This is a genomic window from Mycobacterium sp. 3519A, from assembly GCF_900240945.1.
Classification (GTDB): Bacteria; Actinomycetota; Actinomycetes; order Mycobacteriales; family Mycobacteriaceae; genus Mycobacterium.
Genome location: NZ_OESG01000013.1, coordinates 504,066 through 526,119, shown reverse-complemented (window position 1 = coordinate 526,119; position 22,054 = coordinate 504,066). Strand labels below are relative to the sequence as shown.

Annotated in this window: 16 protein-coding genes; 7 read left to right on the top strand and 9 right to left on the bottom strand. The window is 61.0% G+C overall.

The window, feature by feature from the left end; translation table 11 throughout:
* Positions 1 to 78 precede the first annotated feature (78 nt).
* On the bottom strand, positions 79 to 1,308 hold the full coding sequence (locus tag C1A30_RS10350; protein WP_160112731.1) for an O-antigen ligase: 1,230 nt from the start codon (positions 1,306 to 1,308) through the stop codon (positions 79 to 81).
* 343 nt (positions 1,309 to 1,651) lie between these two features.
* On the opposite strand from C1A30_RS10350, the gene C1A30_RS10345 reads away from it, so the two are divergent.
* Together C1A30_RS10345 and C1A30_RS10340 are read left to right on the top strand one after the other, a co-directional pair.
* On the top strand, positions 1,652 to 3,190 hold the full coding sequence (locus tag C1A30_RS10345; protein ID WP_101948194.1) for an oligosaccharide flippase family protein: 1,539 nt from the start codon (positions 1,652 to 1,654) through the stop codon (positions 3,188 to 3,190).
* An 85-nt stretch (positions 3,191 to 3,275) separates the two neighbouring features.
* A complete protein-coding gene (locus C1A30_RS10340; protein ID WP_101948192.1) occupies positions 3,276 to 4,502 on the top strand; it encodes a glycosyltransferase in 1,227 nt (408 codons plus the stop codon).
* 51 nt (positions 4,503 to 4,553) lie between these two features.
* Here C1A30_RS10340 and C1A30_RS10335 read toward each other — a convergent pair whose 3' ends face one another.
* Together C1A30_RS10335 and C1A30_RS10330 are read right to left on the bottom strand one after the other, a co-directional pair.
* Complete coding sequence (locus tag C1A30_RS10335; protein WP_235009814.1) at positions 4,554 to 5,369, bottom strand: family 16 glycosylhydrolase; 816 nt, start codon at positions 5,367 to 5,369, stop codon at positions 4,554 to 4,556.
* Positions 5,370 to 5,443: 74 nt separating this feature from the next.
* Entirely contained in the window at positions 5,444 to 6,433 is a 990-nt protein-coding gene (locus tag C1A30_RS10330; protein WP_160112729.1) for a glycosyltransferase family 2 protein, read from the bottom strand.
* Between the two features lie 548 nt (positions 6,434 to 6,981).
* On the opposite strand from C1A30_RS10330, the gene C1A30_RS10325 reads away from it, so the two are divergent.
* Both C1A30_RS10325 and C1A30_RS10320 read left to right on the top strand, forming a co-directional pair.
* Positions 6,982 to 8,052, top strand: a complete 1,071-nt coding sequence (locus tag C1A30_RS10325; RefSeq protein WP_101948186.1) for an NAD-dependent epimerase/dehydratase family protein — start codon at positions 6,982 to 6,984, stop codon at positions 8,050 to 8,052.
* Between the two features lie 41 nt (positions 8,053 to 8,093).
* Entirely contained in the window at positions 8,094 to 8,855 is a 762-nt protein-coding gene (locus C1A30_RS10320; RefSeq protein ID WP_235010043.1) for a WecB/TagA/CpsF family glycosyltransferase, read from the top strand.
* A gap of 77 nt (positions 8,856 to 8,932) precedes the next feature.
* On the opposite strand, the gene C1A30_RS10315 is transcribed toward C1A30_RS10320, so the two are convergent.
* Complete coding sequence (locus C1A30_RS10315; protein ID WP_235009812.1) at positions 8,933 to 10,372, bottom strand: sugar transferase; 1,440 nt, start codon at positions 10,370 to 10,372, stop codon at positions 8,933 to 8,935.
* A 60-nt stretch (positions 10,373 to 10,432) separates the two neighbouring features.
* Positions 10,433 to 12,739 carry a UDP-glucuronate decarboxylase gene (locus tag C1A30_RS10310; RefSeq protein WP_101948181.1) on the bottom strand — a complete coding sequence of 769 codons (2,307 nt, stop codon included), beginning with the start codon at positions 12,737 to 12,739 and terminating at the stop codon, positions 10,433 to 10,435.
* 1,084 nt (positions 12,740 to 13,823) lie between these two features.
* Between C1A30_RS10310 and C1A30_RS10300 the strand changes: the two genes are divergently transcribed.
* The 3 genes from C1A30_RS10300 to C1A30_RS10290 are packed head-to-tail and all read left to right on the top strand — an operon-like array spanning position 13,824 to position 17,217.
* Positions 13,824 to 15,236, top strand: a complete 1,413-nt coding sequence (locus C1A30_RS10300) for a polysaccharide biosynthesis tyrosine autokinase (protein ID WP_101950108.1) — start codon at positions 13,824 to 13,826, stop codon at positions 15,234 to 15,236.
* On the top strand, positions 15,233 to 16,225 hold the full coding sequence (locus C1A30_RS10295; protein WP_101948176.1) for a glycosyltransferase: 993 nt from the start codon (positions 15,233 to 15,235) through the stop codon (positions 16,223 to 16,225). Before C1A30_RS10300 ends, C1A30_RS10295 begins: the two co-directional genes overlap by 4 nt.
* Positions 16,207 to 17,217 carry a glycosyltransferase family 2 protein gene (locus C1A30_RS10290; protein WP_101948174.1) on the top strand — a complete coding sequence of 337 codons (1,011 nt, stop codon included), beginning with the start codon at positions 16,207 to 16,209 and terminating at the stop codon, positions 17,215 to 17,217. Before C1A30_RS10295 ends, C1A30_RS10290 begins: the two co-directional genes overlap by 19 nt.
* Before the next feature lie 409 nt (positions 17,218 to 17,626).
* Here the strand turns inward: C1A30_RS10290 and istB are convergent, their stop codons facing one another.
* The 4 genes from istB to C1A30_RS10270 form a co-directional block, all read right to left on the bottom strand.
* Complete coding sequence (istB, locus tag C1A30_RS10285; RefSeq protein WP_101948173.1) at positions 17,627 to 18,424, bottom strand: IS21-like element helper ATPase IstB; 798 nt, start codon at positions 18,422 to 18,424, stop codon at positions 17,627 to 17,629.
* On the bottom strand, positions 18,424 to 19,659 hold the full coding sequence (istA, locus tag C1A30_RS10280) for an IS21 family transposase (RefSeq protein ID WP_101948171.1): 1,236 nt from the start codon (positions 19,657 to 19,659) through the stop codon (positions 18,424 to 18,426). Before istA ends, istB begins: the two co-directional genes overlap by 1 nt.
* Positions 19,660 to 19,731: 72 nt before the next feature.
* Complete coding sequence (locus tag C1A30_RS10275) at positions 19,732 to 21,177, bottom strand: hypothetical protein (RefSeq protein ID WP_101948169.1); 1,446 nt, start codon at positions 21,175 to 21,177, stop codon at positions 19,732 to 19,734.
* 149 nt (positions 21,178 to 21,326) lie between these two features.
* Entirely contained in the window at positions 21,327 to 22,043 is a 717-nt protein-coding gene (locus C1A30_RS10270; protein ID WP_101948167.1) for a bifunctional 2-polyprenyl-6-hydroxyphenol methylase/3-demethylubiquinol 3-O-methyltransferase UbiG, read from the bottom strand.
* Positions 22,044 to 22,054: the final 11 nt, after the last annotated feature.

The window sequence follows — 22,054 nt, the reverse complement described above, 5'->3', positions numbered from 1 at the left end:
GGCATCGCCGGCGCCAGAACCTTCCAAACTGGGAGTCACCGACCCCACCCTGAACCAGGTGGAACCAAAACCGATAGTTCAATTTTGCTCGACACCATCTGCGCCGAGGGGGGGCTGTTCAGCGGCTGGTTCCTGAACATCAGACCTCGCGACGATCACAACTGCGATAGCTAGGCCAACAACTGGAAACAGCTGCATGTTTGGCAGAAGCCAAATGGCCTCGGTAATCGATACAAAAAGGAACATGATCAGATATCCAAAGCAGGCAATCTGATCCCGCGAGACGTCAAACGCCCGTATCGCATGGGTCGCCGCCAACAGCACGAGCCCTACAATGCAGACACCCACAAGACCAGACCTTACGAGTGTGTCGACAACAAGATTGTGCCCGTGTGGGGGTATAAAACCGCCCAGCATCGACCAGATGTTTTCTGACCTTTTGAACCAATCAACACCCAAACCGACGATGGGAGAATCATCCCATGCGCTGAGGCACGTTGCCCAAATATGCCCCCGCCCGCTCAAAGCCTTGCCGGTAAAGGCGACTCCTTTCCAGCTCAGAAATGGGACCACAACCATAGTGGCCGTGCAAACGCCGACCAATACTGTACCCGCAAGACGAACCGAAATAACTGATCGAAAACGACAAACTATCCACCACAGAACCAGGACACCGACCGCCACCAGCGCAGTCCGCGATGCCGACGCCATAATTGCTGCGCATAGTATAAGACCGTGGGTGATTCTCCAGCGGAGAGTCACGATGAGGGGGGTAAAGGCAAGCGCAAGTACGCAGTAAATACCAAGCACGTTGCTATGCGCGAACGGGCCCGCCAGCTGCCAACCCATAATTATGGTTGTTGACGAACCTTTCATATACATCGCATGTTCAGGAATTATTAGGCCAGCTACAATCGCGGATGCACCAATTAACGATCCGGTTATCGACAGCCATTTCAGTCCGCCGACGGGTGCCCCGATATTCCATGCTGCAACGGTTACCGCTGCGGCCACAGCAACGCGGATGGCATCCGCGGTTCCAGGCCAGACGGGGGGAACAATGTATGGAAAGATGACGCCGAGCAGAAGAATAGACAGCGCAGCAATTTTCCGGCCTGAATATCCGCGCATAAGGACCAGAACCGCACAAACGAGCAACAACGCACCATAGGTCGCCGCAATGGCCGCTTTCGAAGGTGAGATTCTCGGCGGCATAACACGATCTGTTTCCGGTACATGCCCGACGCTCAGGTATTGCACCAGGTCAGGAAGTATCGCCATCAGTACTACTGCGACGATCAGGACCACGAGCGCCCTGCCGTGCTCATCGCTACCCGTCACCGCTGATCTGGAGTGGCGAGCAAACCTCACCCCAGGTACTCGAGATGCGACTCGATGTATTCGAGATGCGGTCGGGCCACCGTTTGACGTAGACATTCGCGTGAACGATAACCCTTCAGTTCGGGCATTGCATCGGAACTGTCGCAAAGAGTTCTGCTGCGAGCGTGATGCCGCGGATGGGTCGAAGCACGCGCTGCATCGTGCGCCATCGCACTAAGATGCCTCCATGTCGCTGGACGAATTTGCTGCATTTCGTGGTTCCGATGCCTGACGGTTCGTGTCCGTTGCCCGTGCGATTACCTGAACGCTGATGCCACCAGCATTTGCCCGTAACACGTTTCTCGGCCTCATCTCTGGTGCTGCTGTGTCGTTGGCTGGACTGGTCGGGGGTGCGGTCGCCGCTCGGTTACTCGGGTCCGAGGGGATGGGTGTCATCGCCTACACCGTCTGGTGCGTGACGGTCGCGACGACGGTCGCCGGCTTGGGAATCGGTATGGTGTTGCAGCGGTTCATCCCCAACCTGCGCGCCGAGGGCAAACACGACGAGGCCGAAGGAATGGTCGGCGCCACCACACGCTTGTCAGTGTTGGCCGCGATTGTGGGAGCCTTACTGCTGTTCTGCTGGCTGTACTGGCCTGGAAGCAGCGCCGTCAACGCATCTTCGCGGACGTCGCCCTTAGCACTGATTCTGCTCGTCCTGGCGTGGTTCATTTGTTGGAGATTGGCCGACGTCTACTTGAATTATCTGAAAGGCGAGCAGCGGTTCGGTGAATTTGCCACGCTGACGACACTCTCCGCGTTGATCAGGGTGGTCGTAATCGCCTTGGGCGCCTGGCTGTTTGGCGTCGCCGGAGCACTCGCGGGCTATCTCGCCGGCTATGTCGTACCAGCGACCCGTTTTCGACGCTTGTTGCGCAAGAAACCCACGCTAGATCAAGAACTCAGGCGCCGTGTCGTCAGCTTCGCGCTGAAAGGCTGGGCGGTGGCGGTGATCAGTGGCCTTGTGTTTGGCCGGACGGAAATTGTGTTCCTCGAGCACTATGCCGGTATCGGCGTGGTGGGCTTGTTCGCGGTGGCAGCGACGCTGACCGAAGTGGTGGTGCAGCTGCCGGGCCTCCTTCTCTCGGCCCTACTTCCCTATTTCAGTGAACAGCACGGGCTCGGCGCGCGCGACCGTATGCTTCGTCTCTACCGGACGATGACTGGGCTGCTTGCACTGGCTGTGGTGCCGCTGTGCATCGGCATGGCGTCGATCGCTCCTCTGCTTGTGCCCCTGCTCTTCGGTGTGCAGTTTGCCGGCGCGGCCCCTGCCGCAGCGGCGTTGCTCATCGCGGCAGCGGTGAGCAGCTCTGGTGCTGCCGCGGCCTACCTCATCTCCAGCACTGGGAAGAACGGGATCCTGCTGATTTCTAACGCCCTTGGTCTTGTGGGCACGGTCGCGTTGGGTTTCCTCCTTATACCGCGGTTCGGACTCATGGGGGCAGCGTGGTCGCGCGTCATCGTGCAGGTGTCGGTTGTCGCGATCGAGATCTGGTATGCCACTCGCAGGCTTGGGTTCGCGCCGCCGTATCGGGCGCTGGGAGGAATTACCCTGGCCGCTGTAATACAAGGAGTCGTTGCTCACGTCATAACAACGACGTTCGGCGGGATCTTGTCGCTAGTAGCGGCCATCCTGGCCGCAGTACTCGTCTTTCTAATTGCCCTTCGTAGCTTTGCGGTGATCCCGATGTTGGACCCATTCCTGATCGATGACCTCGCTACCCACGCGCCTGGCTGGATGAGGCGGGGTCCTATCTGGGTCCTGAAACTGGTCTCGCGATCTCCCAAGGACCGCTCCGCACCTGAGTGAGTCCGGGCGACCACGGGAGGTGCGACGCCCGACGCGGGTCGCGGCGTCGGTTTCGCGACGATTGGGGCGTGCAGAATTGGGCGATATGCGCGCCTTTTTCGTGTTACAGGAACTGCCGATTCGTAAGGTGGCCGGTCATCACCTCGTCAATATGGCAGTGATCAATGCCCTGCTCGCACGTGGACACAAAGTGACGATTCTGCTCACTGCACCGCGGATGCCGGGACCGGTCGTCGTCAACCCGTACCCGCACATCACGGTTGAGGGACCGAGCATCACGAGCGTCGGCAACGTCATATTCGCAACTCGGCCACAGGCGATCGTCAAGCTCGCCGCCAAACAAATCGTCGAAACCGCGCCGGTGCCGGTTCAGAACTTTGTGGGCCGACTGAGAACCGGGCGGGCGCCCGCGGCAAGCGACATACTGGGCAAGTTCGATTCAGCCAAGCAGATGGACTGGGCCGCGCGCGCAATCTCCGCGGGCAGGCCCGATGTCGTCTTTCTCGATACGGTGTTCCGCTGCCCGGTTATTCGCCATATCCAGGCACCCAGACCGAAGGTGGTCGTTGTCACGCATGACGTCTTTCATCTGCGCCACTCCTCGCTCATCGATCGCGGCATCAGGGTCGAGCCGACAGAGTTCACGTGCGCGCAGGAGACAGCGTTGCTCCGTCCGGCCGATCTGCTCGTCGCGATCAACGCCGAGGACAAGAAGTCCCTGCAGGCCATGCTGCCCGGCGCTGCGATTATCGAGGCGAGCATGCCGGTCTACACAATGCCTCGGCCAGCCTCACATCCGCGGAATCAGCGTGCAGCTGTATTCGTGGGGTCGGACGGAGCTCACAATGCAGATGGGCTGCAGTGGTTTCTGGCGCAGGTCTGGCCGCATGTCCGCGCGGCGGAGCCGGAAGCACGGCTCGACGTCTATGGCCTTGTCTGCGCAAGTGTTTCCGTAGCGCCGGCGGGCGTCAAACTACACGGTCGCGTTCGTGATCTCACCTCGCGGTATCACGACGCAAGCGTCGCAATTTGTCCGCTGAAGGCGGGCAGTGGTCTCAAGATCAAGATGCTTGATTATTTCAGCCACGGGCTGCCTGTGGTCTCGACGGCTCAGGGTGCAAGCGGTTTGGCTCCAAGCGCCCGACCGCCTTATGTCGTTTCCGATGACCCAATGGAGTTCGCGGCGGCGATGCTGACCTTCATGCGCGATGCCCAAAAGCTTGCCGCTTATGAGCAGCGGGCCTACTCCTATTGCGGCCTGTACTCCGAGGAAAGAATGTTCGACCCACTCATAAGCGCGCTCGCTCAATAGGTGCACAGCACGACGCCAAGGACTCGGGCCAATGCGCGTCATGAGTGCACATTATGAATTACCATTCTGGTACACGCGCACGTAATCTATGAGCATTCGAGCCGGAAAGATCGTTGTCGCGTCCGGGTCGCCAGCCCAATCTCCGCCTATAGCCAGGTTGAGAAGAATGAAAAACGGATGGTCAAATACCCAGCCCTCCCGCGCCTCATTCCTGGCCAGACTGCGCGTTGTATTCCCGTCGACTTGCCACTCGATGAGATCAGCTGTCCATTCGATGGAGTACGTATGCCAGTCCGCTACTGATTGCCCGTCGGGAAGGGTGTAGGGCTGGGTAAAGGTCAGTTGTGGGCCGTGCGCCGACTGCTGCACAATATTTGCCTGTTGCCCCAACGCCTCCATGACGTCGATTTCGCCGGGTGTTGGCCAGGGGGCACGGTCGAAGTCGTCGCCGACCAGCCAGAAAGCTGGCCACGTGCCTCTTCCCACGGGGGACTTGATTCGTGCCTCGAATTTTCCGTATCGCTGCGAGAATGTGGTTCGCTGCCCGTTGTGGGTGGTTAACCTACCGCTGGTATACCTGCATTTGCCGTACCAGCAAGTGTGCCCATCGGACCCTTCCCTCGCCTCGATGACCAGGTGCCCCTCGCCATCGAGATATGTGTTCCCACGGGCGGTGTAGTACTGCAGTTCGCTGTGAGCCCGTCCAGGCTCGCCGACATCGGGTAACCAGACCGAGGTGATTGCTGGCGATCCGGTCGTGCCGTCGAATTCGTCGGCAAAAGTCGTGTACCAGCCGTCCTGGGCTGACGAGGCCGGCAGCGCACCGCCATTCAGAGCCAGGACGGCGGCTACAAGGGCGCCGATCACAAGTCCCCTTATGAGGCGAGGCGGCAATTGTGCGAATGACCTCCATCGGGCGATGCGAATGTGCATTAGCGCTTTTACACCGGGCGAGAGTGGCGGCGCACCAGAGGGAGTTTTCGCGACATTCCGTGGGCGATCCGTCGCAGTGCGAATGGTGGCCACAGCATTGCCGCCGTTGCGAGCAAGAACTTCCCGGCGGCGGGGTGGGACGTTTGTTGTAACATCGAATAGCGATATGCCTGCTGACTTCGAGTTTGCGCGTTTATGCGGACACGTTCCCACGCCGAGAGATTATCCAAGTATTCTTCCCGGGTTAATTCCTCCAGACCTCGTCTCCGCCGGCGGTAGTTGCAAATGGCAAGACAAATATTCGTCCGGACGTTTTTCATGCCGGATGCATTAATTCCAGTTTCGTGATACACAATGTCATACACGTGTCGATTGAGATTTGCGAGTTTCCCTACTTCCGACAACCGCAAAAACAAATCCCAATCCTCCGAAACGCCCTGTTCCCAGTAGCCGCCGACCGCTTCGAGCGCCGATTTCCGGGTCATAGTCGAGGCATGACACACTGCATGTTGGCCGTGGAGCAACGAATTTACGATTCCTCTATGATCAAGTGGAAGGTCGGAAGTGGACCTAGGCTGCTCATTCACCACGCGCCTAATTTGACCACCGACCGTAACCACATCAGGATGGCCGAGGAGAAATTGAAGTTGTCGGTCCAGTCGACCCGGTGCGGATATATCGTCGGCGTCCATCCGCGCAATGAACGGAGCGGTGGCCGCGGCAATACCTTTGTTCAGTGATGCAGCCAAGCCCATATTCTGGTGCGAAATCACCCGAACTCGTGGGTCTCGGGCAATGCGCTCGAGAACCTCGCGGGTGCCATCGGTGCTGCCGTCATCGATGACAATTAACTCGAGCGGCACATCATTGCCAGTTAGGATGCTCTCCGCCGCTTTCTCGACGGTATCGGCCGCGTTGTACGCAGGCAGCAGCACCGACACAGTCGGCGACGGGGTCGTCTGCTCAGCGTCGGAACTTAGTTGCTGTTCACTTTCCACGCAGCACCACACATACGAATCGCGACTCGCGGGCATTGCGCCGTGCGGTCACGCTAGACGGTGTCATCGCTACCCCCACAACAAGCGGACAATCCTCTATGCAAGCTGTTCGTTCGCACACACATTTAGTAGCAACCCGACTTGCAGAATCGCCTCCCCACCAACCCTTGCGCGTTCAAAATCGAGTTGATGTAGGAACAGCAACGAAGATAACAGACCCGTCCCGCGTTCGCTGGGATTGCGAGCACTTCAAACGACTCCTCATCTCGACTTCGGAGACGTTTCGGAGCCAGAATTGATGGCCGAGTGCTGAGTTGCGGGTTTTCGTCATGTTGGGTCGGAAATTCTTCACTCATATGACACGCGAGGTGAGTGTGTGCCTGTCCTGGAACTGAACTAGCAGTCGACGACAGCGGACCATACAGCCGTAACAGCAAAGTCTCTTTCCACAACCCGCTGTGAAAGCCTGGAGACCTCCACTAACGACGTGGCGCGCCGCTCCGTCCCGTAGAATTGCGCCGTTTCATATCGAGACGTGAGGGGGGGCAGTGGGTATTGCGCTGGTGACCGGGTCTGCGGGGCTGATCGGCTCGGAAGCGGCCCGCCATTTTGGTGGACTGGGACTCGACGTCGTCGGAATCGACAACGATCTACGGCGGTATTTCTTCGGGGACGACGGCAGCACGGCTTGGAGCCTGCGGCGGCTCACCGCCGACCTGGGCCAGTCCTACACGCACTTCGGCATTGATATCCGTGATCGCGACGCGCTCTCGCAGGTCTTCCAAAAGTACGGCCGAGAAATCGCGGTTGTGATCCACACAGCGGCGCAACCTAGCCACGACTGGGCCGCCAAGGAACCCTTTACCGACTTCGACGTCAACGCGGTCGGTGCGCTGAACGTGTTGGAGAACACCCGGTTGTACTGCCCGGAGGCGGCATTCATTTTCTGCTCCACCAACAAGGTGTACGGAGACCGCCCAAACTCGCTTCCGCTCCAGGAGTTGGCGACGCGGTACGAAATCGAGCCCAACCACACTTACGAGCAAGGGATTACCGAGGACATGTCCATCGACGGCTCCCTCCACTCGATCTTCGGCGTGTCCAAAGTGGCGGCCGACGTCATGGTGCAGGAGTACGGGCGATACTTCGGCATGAACACTGCTTGTTTCCGGGGCGGCACGTTGACCGGACCGGCTCACTCGGCAGCTGAGCTTCACGGCTTCCTCGCCTATCTGATGCGATGCGTCATGGAAGGACGCACCTATAACCTTTACGGCTACAAGGGAAAGATGGTCCGCGACGCCATTCACTCCCACGATGTCTTGACGGCCTTCGAGGCGTTCTTCCGCCACCCGCGCCCGGGCGCGGTCTACAACTTGGGCGGCGGCCGATTTGCCAACGTCTCACACATCGAGGCCTTCCGGCTGGCCGAAGAGATCACCGGCGAGCAGGCGGTCATCAACTACGTTGATGAGGCACGGGTCGGTGATCATCAGTGGTGGATCAGCAGCATGGCCAAATTCCAGTCGGACTACCCGCAGTGGCGGCAAAGCTATGACATACCGACTATTCTGCGCGAGATTTACGAAGCCAACGCTGAAACGTGGGTTCGCCGGTGATAGACGCCGGAAAGCGAAATGTCTTGGGTGTCTTGATCGACGTGGTCGACTACGAGGCGGCGGGGGCGCGCATCCTGACTGCCGCCCGAAACCGTCAGTCCTTTGCGGTAACCGCGTTGGCCGTACACGGGGTGATGACGGGAGTGAGCGATCCCGACCACGCGGCTCGTCTCAACTCCTTCGATCTCGCGACGCCGGACGGACAGCCTGTTCGATGGGCGCTAAACCTGTTACATCGGGCCGGGCTTTCCGACCGGGTGTACGGACCAAACCTGACCTTGCGGGTGCTCGAAAGCGTAGCCGCCGATGGACTTCCGGTGTATCTCTACGGGTCTACGGAGGACACTCTGGAGCTGCTCTCGACAGCGCTGACACAGCGACTACCCGAGCTGAAGATCGCCGGCAAGGAACCGTCCAAGTTTCGCCTCGCAGCTCCGGGCGAGCCGCAAGAAATTGCGGAACGGATAGGCGGCACGGACGCTCGGTTGGTGTTGGTTGGGCTGGGTTGTCCGCGGCAGGAGCAGTTCGCATACGCAATGCGTCCCCTGCTCGACATGCCTGTACTCGCGGTGGGCGCCGCCTTTGACTATCACGCTGGCACGTTGCGGCCGCCCCCACCGTGGATGCAACGATATGGCTTGGAGTGGTTGTGGCGGTTAGCGCTGGAGCCGAGTCGCCTTTGGCGCCGCTATATTCTGCTCAATCCCGCCTACCTGGCCCGGCTTGCGGCTCAGTGGACGCGCCTATGGCGGCCGGTCCCAGCCGCGCCCGACACCGGATCGCTCACGAATTTTCCGGTCTAGATCGGCTAGTCCACTTCGTGCGCCGAATCACGCGACAAAGCGGTCGTTTTCGCCGCGGTCCTTCGCCCGGTTGAGGGTCAGTACGCTCCCCTGCGGCCGAACACGGCATTCGGCGTTTGGGCCATGATCCGCAGGTCCCACCGCAACGACCATGACCGGACATAGACCATGTCCAAATGCTGAAGATCGGCGTAGGTAAGGTCGCTGCGACCGCAGACCTGCCATAGTCCCGTGATTCCCGGTTTGACGTCGAGACGGGCCAGCGCGGCGCCATCGATGCGTTTGGCCTCTTCAGTCGGCAGCGGCCGCGGCCCGACCAACGACATCTCGCCGCGGACCACATTGATGAGCTGGGGCAGTTCGTCGATGCTGGTTCTCCGTATGAAAGCCCCCACGCGGGTGACCCTCGGATCTCTCTCCATCTTGAAAAGCGGTCCGTCGACCTCGTTGAGCTGTGCGACCAATTCGCGTTGTTGCCACGCGTCAGCGACCATCGAGCGGAACTTGAAGATCCGGAACGGCTTGCCTGCCCTGCCCATCCGCTCCTGGCGGAAGAACACGGGACCGCGGCTGTCGAGTTTGATCGCCAGCGCAGTGAGAAGCAGGACGGGGGACACGACCACCAGAGCGCAACTCGCGATCGTTACGTCCATGAGCCGCTTCATGATTCGTTCGCTCACTGCTAATGACGCGGTGGGTAGATGCATCAGAGTAAGGCCGTGCAGTTCCTCGGCTTCAGTGCGCCAGTTATGCATCTCGAAATAGCGCGGGATCTCCGAAACCGGCACTTGTCCTTCCAAGGTGCGCAGCGCCTCGAGCACTATGGCATCGCTGGTGTTCGGAAATGCAACGATCACTCGGTCAATCGCATAGTCGGCGCATACGTCGGATAGATCCGCGAGTCCGCCGAGGACGCGGGTGCCCGGTGCGGCGTTGTCGTCGACGTGGCCAACCACCAGTGTGTCCGGGCATCTTTTCAGCCTCGACGTCAACCGATCAGAGATCGGTCCCGTGCCGACCACCAAAATGCGGGTGATCGTCGGGTCGAACATCCGTACCATCAACCGGCGTCCATACGGGACCAACACAATGGCGGGCAGCGTCATTGAGACGGCGGCAGTCAGGGTCATTCGCCCTCCGCCGAAGGCGAATGTGTCGACAGCAAGGGCCAGCACGACGGCAGTGGGCATGCAGCGCGCGATTTCTGGAGGGCCCCACCACTCGCTCGGCCGGAGCCGGGCGGCGGGCCGGCGGTATCGACCATGCACGTGCAGTGCAATTGCCATTGTGACCGCCATGAGGGCGACGCTGAGGACGCCGAGGTGGCCGGCCCGCACGGGGCTGACGAGAACCAGCGTCACCGCGCCGAGGATCGCCGACACCGTCAGGGTGACTGTGTCGGAGATCTCGAGGATGTAGCGATGGCGACGTCCGAGCGTTGGCGCGATCGGCAGAGGCTTGGTGTCCTGTGCGGCTTGCGACAGTTTCGCCCCGACCGGACTCAGGGCCTCAGGCACCGAGGTCGATGGTGTTGCTTCGATCGTCATGTTGTCCCCCAGCGATTCATCGGCGCCCTGTTACCAGCCGAATCCGACCAGTCGGAGTCCGGATCCGGCGAAGTCGGCTTCCGACAGGCAATTCCGGCCATCGACAATGAGGTCACCGCGCATGACACGACGCAATCCGGCAGCCTTCAGGAGTCGAAACTCCGGCCACTCGGTGGTGATGACAACTGCGTCCGCCCGGTCGGCCGCATCGTAGGCGTCGCGAGTCAGTCGCACTGCCTTGCATTCTTCGGGCAGCGTCTTCACCACCGGATCGAACGCCGAGACAACGGCGCCCGCCGCGATCAGCCGTCGAGCGATGTCGAGGGCTGGAGCGTCGCGGAGATCGTCAGTGCCGGGTTTGAAGGTCAAACCGAGCAGAGCGATTCGGCGGCCCTTGAGCATGTGGAGTTCTCGTTGCAGCTTGCGCACTACGCTCGCACGCTGCGCCTTGTTGATCTCGACGGTCGCCTGCAGCATCGACGGCGTGTAGCCGTACTCTTCGCCCGTTGCGATAAGCGCAGCGACGTCCTTGCCGAAGCACGAACCGCCCCATCCCACACCGGCATTCAGGAACGAGGGGCCGACACGGTGGTCTGCGCCGATAGCGGGCAGCACCTGACGGACATCAGTGCCGAACAGTTCACACATCTGCGCAATTTCGTTGGCGAAACTGATCTTCGTCGCCAGGAATGCGTTCGCCGCGTACTTGATCATCTCCGCAGACGCCAGGTCGGTGGTGATCAGCGAGGGGTGTAGATCCCGCCGTCCGCAATCGAATGATTGGTCCAGTACCGGCTGGTAGAGTTCCGCGACCCGACTGGCATCGTCGGGCGCACCACCCAGCACGATCCGATCCGGGTACAGAAAATCGTTGATAGCAGAGCCCTCGCGAAGGAACTCGGGATTGGAGACGACATGGAATGTGAGTTCGCGGTTGCCTTCCAGCGCGTCCTCGAGGATCGCACGCGTCCAATTGCCCGAGCCGACAGGGACTGTCGACTTGTTGACGATGACCGCTTCGGGACGCAGGTACGGGGCCAACGACTGAATTGCACTCTCTAGCTGCGTGAGATCTGGTGAACCGTCGGCGGCCGGCGGAGTTCCGACGCACAGGAACACGAAGTCCGCATCGGACAGCGCCTCGCTGGGTTTGTCTGTGAACCTCAACCGTCCGGACGCCAGCGATGACTTCAACAGTTCCGGGAATCCGGGCTCATGGATAGGCGCCTGGCCGTGGTTGAGCTGTGCGGCGCGCTTCGAATCCGTGTCGAGGCCGTAGACCGAGTGTCCCAGGAACGCGAGGCAGGCCGAGGTGACCGCACCTACGTAACCGGTACCGATGACCGCAACCCGGTGGCGTGGCTGCTTGCGGTTGACAGCAGTTGCACTCGGAGTTGCAGATTGGTCGCGGTCGCGAAACCAAGCGATGGTGTCCAAGAGACCGTCGCGCGCGTCGACCTTCGGTTCCCAGCCGAGACGGGTGCGCGCGAGCGTGATGTCGGGCCTGCGCTGCGACGGGTCGTCCTTGGGGCGGTCGATGAACTGTAATGGGGAGTCTGATCCCGTGAGTTTGAGGATCAGGTTCGCCAGCTCCAGCATCGTCATTTCGTTCGGGTTGCCGATGTTGACGGGTCCGGCGATGTCGGAGAACAGCAGCCGAAGGGCGCCGTCGACCAGATCGTCGACATGGCACACGGACCGGGTCTGGCTGCCGTCTCCGTGGACGGTGAGCGGGGCGCCGGATAAGGCCTGGTTGACGAAGTTCGGGATGGCGCGGCCATCGTTCGGACGCATCCGCGGGCCGTAGGTATTGAAGATCCGCATGATCGCGGTGTTGACCCCGTGCTTCGCCCGGTAGGAGGTCGTCAATGCCTCCGCGAAGCGTTTCGCCTCGTCGTAGCAGGAGCGCGGGCCGACGGGATTGACGTTGCCCCAATAGCTTTCAGGCTGCGGGTGAACCAGCGGGTCGCCATACGATTCGGAGGTCGACGCCAGCAAGTAGCGGGCACCCTTTTCCTTCGCGAGGCCCAAAGTGTGCAGTGTGCCAAGCGATCCTGCTTTCATTGTCTCGATTGGGAGCTCGGCGTAGTCGACCGGTGAGGCCGGCGAGGCGAAGTGCAGCACGTAGTCGACAGGGCCGGGGATCGAGATGTAGTGACTGACGTCATGCTCGACCAACCGGAAGCCGTCACGACCCTCGAGGTGTGCGACGTTCGCGCGCGAGCCCGTCACGAAATTATCGAGGCATATGACATCAATGTCGTGTGTGAGCAGACGTTCCGCTAGATGCGAGCCGACGACCCCCGCCCCACCCGCTAATACAGCACGCTGCCGCATTTCCCCTCCTTGTTCCGCGCCTCAGGCAGGACAGTTGACGCCGCGGGGGGCAGCTGGTGACGAGTGTCTAGGGGCGCGCGGACGCTGGGTCGAGACCAATGCCCAGAATTCCGCCAAGCCAGCCGAACGAGGTCGGCTTGGCGGCTACGCGCAGAGCACGGCATCAGCGTCCTAACCCCCGTGTTGTCGTACTGCGACAACTTTGCTGTCGAGACTTCGGGAATCCGGTGCCGCCGGCTACCCCCCTGCACACCTGCCGCAACCAACTTTGGCAATCGGACAGCTCGGCTTCCTTACGCCTCATGCAAAACATAGCGTATTAACCATGTAGACGCTAGGGAATCAGGAGTTTCCCTACGGTTAGGCGACTTAACCCCATACTAACTGGGCGTTTGAAGTGTGTGCCATCGAGATCAGGCCGCAAGAGCCAACCTGTGTAGTTTTGCTGAATTTGTGATGTCGTCTCAATGGCGGACATGACATCGCAAACGACGGCATCTCTGGCAAACAAGATCACCACTGATCGCCCGCCGCTCCGCGAGGCGCTGACGGAGGCGGAGGTGCCGACCGCTCGAGTAGCTAGGCGCGTGGCCACCTATCGCGGAACGAATCGTGGTGGCGCGTCGACCTCACGCAGTCGATGATCTCGCTCGGCATTAGACCGTACCTAGGGGCGGATGTGCTGCACTCCCACTCCAGCGGTGGCGCCACTGTCGGCAGAGCGAATGCTGATCAAGTCGCCCACGCCGAGGCCGCCCCCACTCGACATCTACTCGCCTTCTCGGGCGACGAGTCGCTGGCTGGTTTCCGGCAGGGGATCTACGACGAGGAGGCCGTGGTGGTGCATTCTCACCAGAAGATCGCCGCCGGCCAACGTATTGCGCTAACGCGCAACCTCAGATTGATGTGCACAGCGACATGGGCCGCGGCTGACTTCGAGTTTCTCGTGTGTAGGCACGCTTTGGCTCGCGGCTGATCTCGCTATCCAGAGCTGGTCAGTAACTCAGAAATGTATGATCTGGCAAACCGCAACGTCGCTGTCCTACGGCGCACGGGGCGGACTTATAGCGACGAGGGGGCCGCTTTGACTTTTCAGGACTTCATGCGGATATTGCGCACTCGGTGGCTGATCGTTTGTGGTATTGCGGTCCTCTCTCTCGCGGCGGCCACTGCGATCACGTTGCTGACGACGCCGCTCTATGAGGCTCAGACGCGATTGTTTGTGTCCACGGCGGCCGGTGGATCCGCGAGCGAGGTATACGAGGGCAACCTATCGTCGCAAGACCGCGTGCTCTCGTACACCAAGCTGATCATGGGTGAAACGCTGTCGCAGCGGGCTATCGACAAGCTTCGCCTGAACATGTCCGCCGAAGACTTGCAGAAAGAGATCAAGGCCAGTTCCGCACCCGGCACCGTTCTAATAGATGTATCGGTTCGTGACCCCTCACCCGCCCAAGCGCGTGAGATCGCCGACGTGTTGTCGGCGGAGTTTGTCGCCATGGTCAAGGAATTGGAGACTGCCCCGGACGGTGACAAGCCCGACGCGCGCGTTGTCGTTGAGCAACGCGCCTCGGTTCGCCCTGATCCCGTCGTTCCGAATACCTCTCGAAACTTGTTAGTCGGGCTGGCCTTAGGCGTGCTGCTTGGAATCGGTTTCGCACTCCTCCGCGACAGGTTGGACACCGCGGTAAGTGATAAACGAGTCCTCGAGGAGGTTACGGGCGCCGGACTTGTCGCCAACATTCCTGTCGATAAGCACCGAAAGACCGATCCTGCGATCTCCTTCGCGAATGATGGGTCACCTATAGCCGAGGCATTTAGAGAATTCCGGACCAATCTGCAGTTCCTCGAGGTGGATAACCCGCCCCGCCTGCTCGTAGTCTCTAGTTCCTTGCCAGGCGAGGGCAAAAGCACAACGTCGATCAATATCGCGCTGGCGCTAGCCGAGGCGGAGCACAACGTCGTGCTCGTTGATGGAGATATGCGACGTCCAAAGCTGGCCGATTACCTCGACTTGATTGGGTCAGTCGGATTCAGCACAGTGCTCAGTGGCAAGGCCTCCCTTAGCGAGGTCCTTCAGAAGACAAGATTCCCGGGACTCACTGTCCTCACCTCGGGAGCTCTTCCTCCGAATCCGAGTGAGCTGCTTGGATCGGTCACGAACAAGAAAGTTCTCAGCGAACTGCGCTCGAACTTCGACTATGTGATCGTAGATTCGTCGCCGCTCCTGCCGGTCACTGATGCCGCCATTCTCGCGGCTGCTTCCGATGGTGTATTAATAATCGGCCGATTCGCGAAGACCACACGCGCGCAGCTGGCACAAGCTGTTGAAAATCTCAAGAAAGTCGAAGCCCGGATCCTCGGCGCCGTGTTCACGATGACACCCGCACGCCGGAATGCGGCTTACAAGTACAGCTACTACAGCGAAGGGCCGCCACTGACAAACCCTCCGCGTCATCAAACGACCCGCTCGATTCGCCGCAATCAGGACCGGTGACGGAACCCGAAATCTCGATCGTCATCCCGACGCGAGATCGAAGCGACTGGTTGCCGTCCACATTGGTCAGTGTTTTGGGACAGGAGGCCACCACAGCGGAAGTCATTATTGTCGATGACGGGTCTTGCCGCCCCGTCGACACGGTCCTATCCGACTGGGCGCTCGAGCGCCTCCGGGTGATTCGCCATTCACATCCCATGGGCGTGTCGGCCGCACGCAACGTGGGCATCGCTGCCGCACATGCGCCGTGGATTGCGCTGCTCGACGACGATGACCTGTGGGCGCCTAGCAAACTGCGATTACAACTTGACGCCGCCGCCGCCACGCATGCGGACTTCGCATTCACTGGTGGCGTAGCCATCGATCGTCAGGGTCGGGTGACCAGTTCCGAATCGGCGCCACGCGCCGACTCGAACCTGCACCGGCGGTTGCTGTCCAGCCGAGTCATCCCCTACATCGCGTCGAATGTCATCACCTCGGCGAGTCTGATCGAGCGGGCCGGCGTGTTCGATACGGCACTGCAACACCTTGCGGACTGGGACTTCGTGCTGCGCCTAAGCCAGGCAGGCGCCGCAGTTGCCGTCGACGAGCCTCTCATTGCTTACCGGCTGCACGGCGCAAACATGCAGATTGACGATACCGGTCTCATGGATGAGTTGCGGTATCTCAACGAGAAGTACACCGAGGCCAGCGCGGCGAACGCTGCATCGATCGACATGGCCGGATGGTGGCGATGGAGGATCAACGCACGCCGGTTGGCTGGCGACCGCCGAGGCACTGCGGCGGCATACATTCGGCTAGCACGAGTTACGCGCAATCCGCAGGATGCGATACGAGGGGTTGCGATGATGCTGGGAGGCGAGCGGGCGATGTCGTTCGCGCGCCACCTGGGCCGCAGCCAGCGGCAGGCGGTCGCGCCAGGTTGGCTCGAGGCCGCGCTTAACGTCAACGCCGAGACGCTTTCTGAGGTGTGCCGATCGTCGAACTAGCCGAACAATTTCCGACGGTAAGTGTGGTGATTCCGACCGCCGGAGGCCGCTCGCGGCTGATTGATCGCGCCATATCACGTCTGCTCGCCGATCCCGCGACGGCGGAGCTGATTATCGTGTTCGATCGACCGGACGCGGCCACTGAGCACGTTGTCCAAAGCTACGCTGACCGGGACACCCGCGTACTTTCCACGTGCACAATCCGCTACGACAGGGCCGGGCACCGTAACGGTGTGCAGGATGACGACCACGGCCAAATCGCTCGTAACGAAGGTGTGCGACTCGCAAGTTCGGAAATCGTGCTGACCCTCGACGATGACGTCGAGCCCGAAGCTGGAATGGTAAGCGGGCACGCCCGTCATCATGCCGAAAGAAAGGACCTCGTCGTACTGGGTTATATGCCCGTGATTCCGCTGCCGCCGAGTCGATTTACACCGCAAGCGACGGTGCAGATCTACGCCAAAAACTACGAACGCGCCTGCGCCCGCTACCGGGCCGATCCGGATGCGGTGTTGCTCGGTTTATGGGGCGGGAATTGCTCTGTCACACGTCGGAGTTGGCTCGCCGCCGCCGCTTTGCCCAGAACTTCCGCTGGGTATCACGACGACCGCGACTTCGGAATGCGACTTCGCGAGGTCGGGCTGGCAGGCATTTTCGACCCAACGCTACGGTCTTGGCACTGGTACCGCCGCTCCGTCTGGCACGCCAGCGCCGACGCCTACAACGCTGGCCTCGGGCGCGCGGCCCTCTACCAGGCGTACCCTCGACTCCGCGAGCTTGACAAAGTCCCGCCGCCGCGGAGAGCCCTACGGCCGCTTCTTTGGGCGGCACGGTCAGGCACCGCATGGGCAGCAATGAGATTCGGACTCAGTGGCGTCGCCCTTGCTGCCGCAGCGGTCCATTGGAGGCCGATCGAGGAGGCCGCAGTCCGCGCGATGTTACGCGTCGGAACTGCGCGAGGCCTATACCAGGGCGGTGAGCGCGTCCTCTAGCTTGTCGTCGCGTCTAACTTAGCGCGTATGCCTCGTCCTAGGGGTGCGGCGCCGTTCGCCGAACAGTCGAATAGTCGGACGCGCTGTGCCGCAATACGGTCGTCGCATATTAGCCGCCATGCCAACGATCTGGCCTAGCCGCTTGCGGGTGTGCATCCATTCGCAGGCGCACGCCGCCTCAGGTGGTCGACCGATGCGGCCTTTCTCGAAACGCAGAGATCGCTCATGTCACAGCGGTCATCGTCCCATCGACTTGCAAACGCTTGAGCACAGGATTCGCAGCCGAGGAGTACACGTACACCAGATAGTTGTAGCCCGCTGCAGCTTCTATTGTGCCCGCCAGTCGATATTGTCAACGGCAGCTGAATCTTGATCAGTTGTCGGCAAGTGAATTTTGACCAGCTTGGGGTCATTGGTCGTCGGCCGTGACGTTGGGGACGCGGCCGAGGTCTCGGTCTTTGATGCGGTAGCTGTCTCCTTTTAGTGAGATGACTTCGGCGTGGTGAACGAGGCGGTCGATCATGGCTGCTGCGACGACGTCGTCGCCGAAGACTTCGCCCCAGCGGCCGAAGGGCTTGTTGGAGGTGACGATGAGGCTGGCGCGTTCGTATCGGGAGGACACCAGTTGGAAGAACAGGTTGGCGGCTTCGGGTTCGAACGGTATGTAGCCGACCTCGTCGACGACCAAGAGTGGGTAGCGGGCCAGCCGGACGAGTTCGGCTTGCAGTGTGCCGCCGTGATGTGCCGCGGCCAGGCGGTCGACCCACTGGCTGGCGGTGGCGAACAGGACGCGGTGTCCGGCCTGGCAAGCCCGGATCGCGATCCCGATAGCCAGGTGCGTCTTGCCTGTCCCTGGCGGCCCGAGGAACACGACGTTGTCGCGGGCGGTGACGAAGTCCAGCGTGCCCAGATGGGCGATGGTGTCGCGTTTGAGGCCACGGGCGTGGTCGAAGTCGAACTCCTCCAACGACTTCCGCGAGGGAAACCGGGCAGTACGGATTCTTCCTTCACCGCCGTGAGACTCGCGCGCCGACACTTCGCGCTGCAGACACGCCGCCAAGAACTCCTCGTAGCTCCACGTCTCGGTTCGAGCTCGCTCGGCGAGCCGCTCGACGGCCTCCCGCAACGTGGGCGCCTTGAGCGCCCGGGTCAGATACGCCAGCTCGGCAGTCACGTCGCGGCTGGCGGTGGTGGTCTTGGTGGCCATCACGCCACCGGCCCGTCGATGTCGATCAGGGCGTCGTAGTCGGTCAACGACCGCTGCTCGACCTCGACTTGAGTTGGGAGCGTGACGACGTCGAAGCGGTTGCGGCGCAGAACTTTAGCCGCCGCAACGTGTTCGGGGTCGCTGATCGTTTGATGCTTGGCCCAGATCCGGTCGTGGTCGGCGACCAACCGACCCGCGCACCACACCCGAACACGGGCCAGATCCGCGACGACCTCGATGCGCCGGCCGACTGCAGCGGGGTGCACCGAGTAGTCGTTGGCGTCCAGGCGCACGTAGTGATCGCGCGGCAGCCGGGCATGGGTGCGCCACCCGGTGGCCGGCGCCACCGGCGGCAACGGCACCATCGCGGCCCGGTCAGCCTCGACCCGATCCGCCGGTCGGCATCCCAACACCCGATGCTGGCGGTGATTGGCGATCACCAGCCACTGGTTCAGTTGAGCGTTGAAATCTGACGGCGAGTCGAACACTCGACCCGGCAGAAACGCCCGCTCCAGGTAGTCGTGAAAGCGTTCGACAAGGCCTTTGGCTTCGGGATCGCCGGGCTTGCAGATGATGACCTTGGCGGCCACCGTCCCGCGGAACGCCTGACAGGCCGCCGTCAGCTCCGGCATCCGCGCCCGCCACCGCCCGACGGCGCCCTCACCATCCCAGACGAACACTCGCGGCACTGCGCCCAGCACCGAAAGATGTTGCCACCAAGCGGCATACAGATCCTCGGCGCTGCGGGTGGGAATCAACAGCGCCGAGGCCCACCGCGAATACCCACAGACCATCGTCAGCACCGGCAGCGCCGTGGCCGTGCGCACCTGACCATGGCCGACCGGAACCGCAACGTCGGGGAACCACAAGTCGCACTGCGCGATTTCTCCAGCCTGATACGTCGTGCGCGATGCCGGATCTGGCGGCAGATACACCGGCCGCAACTCGCGCACCCGCTCACTGAGCGTGCGGATCGAATACCGCCAGCCAATCCGCTCGGCGATCACCGTCGCCGGCATCCTCGGATACGCCGCCAGCAACTCCCTAATCCGCGGCTCGGCCTCATCAACGACCGACCCCGCCGACACCCGTTGATACTTCGGCGGCCGGTCACTGGCCAACGCCGCCTTCACGGTATTGCGAGCCACCCCCATCACCCGCGCCACCTCAGAAATCGACAATTGCTCCGACCGACGCAACCGCCGGATCTCTGCCCAGTCCTCCACGCTCAACACTCGCTTCCTCCCTGGCTCAACCAAGCCAAGGGTCTCCAGGAAGCTGGTCAAAATTCAGTTGCCGCGCTCTGGTCAGTATTCAGTTGCCGCCGACAGATATCCGAGAGAACGCATGTCCGCATCGGAAAGGTTTTCAAATCCCGACACCGATGATGGGTCATTGACTCGACTCGCTACCAGCAAAACGAGGTCCGGTCGAGCACTCAAGACCTCCAGTACCGCGGCCTCGTGCGCGTGGCCGCGGTGCCCTCGAGCAATGGTGCGGTCGTTGAGCCCGGCTAAGTCCAGAACCCGCGATCGCGTGACGTAGGGGATGACGCCACAGTCGTTGATCGCGAGGGACAATGACCCAACTCCTGCATCCCGCATGGCGGTCGCGATTTCGGTAAGCGGCTTGCCCTCGCTGTACCAAGTGACGAGCTTCTTGGTCGGCGGCAAAGCAAGTCCATTGGGCGTAAGGAGCGCAACAACTGTTGCCGCAAGGACGGCTGTTCGCAGCCCAGTACGCGTTGCGATCCGTGCGCAAAGCATGCCGAGACCGACGGCGCCTGCAATCGTGAAGGCAACCGAGACTGGCATGAGATAGCGGAACCCGAACCCCATGATGTGATGAACGGTCGCGTAATAAGCCATCTGCGCGGTGGCACCAGCAGAGATCGCTAATATCGCTGCGGCCGCCGGCCTACCTTGTTTGCCCGCTATGGAACACGTCGCGAAGCCGATCGCCACCACATTTGACAATCCAAGCAGCACAGCGTATTTCGCATAGTCCGATACATCACCCCAGCCGGGGAAGTCAAACCCACCCTGCTTTATATAGAACGGTAGAGGAACAGGCAGACCGTAGTAGGCATATCTGATGAGGAAGTACACTACGCCGATGCTTACAAAGCTGGCGAAGGACAGCGCCACGTTGGCACGGCTGGACCGCCATATCAAGAATGCGCCAAGGAGCGTAACCGCCACGGCGAGCAACATTTCGGGGCGAACCATCGGGACCGCGACAGCACAAAAACCAGTCACCACCGCGACGGATCGCCGTGCCCCAAATTCCATGGTCCGCAGAACGTTGAGCAGAAACGCCGCGTAGGCAGCAACGGCTGGAACGGTTTCCATTCCAGAGACGGAATTCACCGCCATGTACGGTGAACTTATCAAGCTCGCCGCCGCCACCATCGCGAAGGCGCTTGACATCCCGACTGACAATGTCGTTGAGCCGCGCAGGACTTTAAACACTGTCACGACCACGATTGCCGAAGCGGCGAGCACCGCCATCACACCCAAACACTTCGCAAGCAGCAGGGGGTCGATTTTCGCTGCGACGCCCGTTGACAAGACGATCGCCCAAAGCGGGCTAGTAATCCCCTCCGCGCGAGGGTATTCGCCTGCGTTGAACACCAAGCCACTGCCGTCGGCCCAGTTCTGGGCGTAGCGGAAGCTGATGTACGCATCGTCCAGCGTGTAGTCCCAGAAGTCCCGCGCGGTTATCGCGAACGCGATACAGGCCGCCGCGAACACGCAAAGCGCGAAGACGCTGTACCTTCGGGACGACTCAGGACGGCGATGGGGCACAGCGGCCGTCGAGTCCTCCCCTCCGGCATACGGCGTCGCTGGCTTCCGCAACATTTCGTACGTATCTCGGCCGTTGCTTATCCCGACCAGAACGGTCAGTCGTGCTGGCCGGCTCCTGAAGCGCGGCCCACGTAGAGACCCCTCTTGAAAGGGCCCTCCGGATCGAAGATCACATCGAGACCGGCTTCGGTCATGGCAGACATGTGTTCCTCTCGAGTGAATAGTCCTATGCGGTGCTGCTCCTCGAAGTGCTCGACACGATCCGGTGTCCCGACGAGGTAATGGATATCCAGTACGGATAACTGACCGTCGCGCTTGCTGGTATACATCCAACAGATTTTCATATCGGGTCTGTCGACGTGGTTAGCGGTAATGGTGCCGGTCCAATAGCGATCAGGCTCGAACCACGGTTCCACAATGAGCAGGCCGCCCCGCTCAACATGCCGAGCCATATTGGCGATCGCTCGTCGCATGTTCTCGACCGTCTGGACGTATCCGACGGCACTAAACAGGCATGTCACCACGTCGAATCGTCGCGGAAGGGAGAAGTCCAGCATGCTTGCCTCATGGAAACGCACGTCAGGACAACGTTCGCGGGCAGTCTCGAGCAGCAGTCCGTTGAGGTCCAATCCTTCGACATCGTAGAACTTCTGGAAGTGGCGCAGATGTCGGCCTGTGCCGCATCCCACGTCGAGAAGGGTGGCGGCATGAGGTGCGTTAGCTTGGATCACCTCACGCAAACGCTCGACTGCGGCACTGTAGTCAACGAAACCGTACAGCGCGTCATAGAACGGGGCCGACTTGATGAACATGAATCTCCAAT

Excerpts from the sequence above, each read along its gene's own strand:
- C1A30_RS10345 (WP_101948194.1), top strand. The coding sequence starts at position 1,652 with ATGCCACCAGCATTTGCCCGTAACACGTTTCTCGGCCTCATCTCTGGT.
- C1A30_RS10340 (WP_101948192.1), top strand. The coding sequence starts at position 3,276 with ATGCGCGCCTTTTTCGTGTTACAGGAACTGCCGATTCGTAAGGTGGCC.
- C1A30_RS10310 (WP_101948181.1), bottom strand. The coding sequence starts at position 12,739 with ATGCGGCAGCGTGCTGTATTAGCGGGTGGGGCGGGGGTCGTCGGCTCG.
- C1A30_RS10270 (WP_101948167.1), bottom strand. The coding sequence starts at position 22,043 with ATGTTCATCAAGTCGGCCCCGTTCTATGACGCGCTGTACGGTTTCGTT.
- istB (WP_101948173.1), bottom strand. The coding sequence starts at position 18,424 with ATGGCCACCAAGACCACCACCGCCAGCCGCGACGTGACTGCCGAGCTG.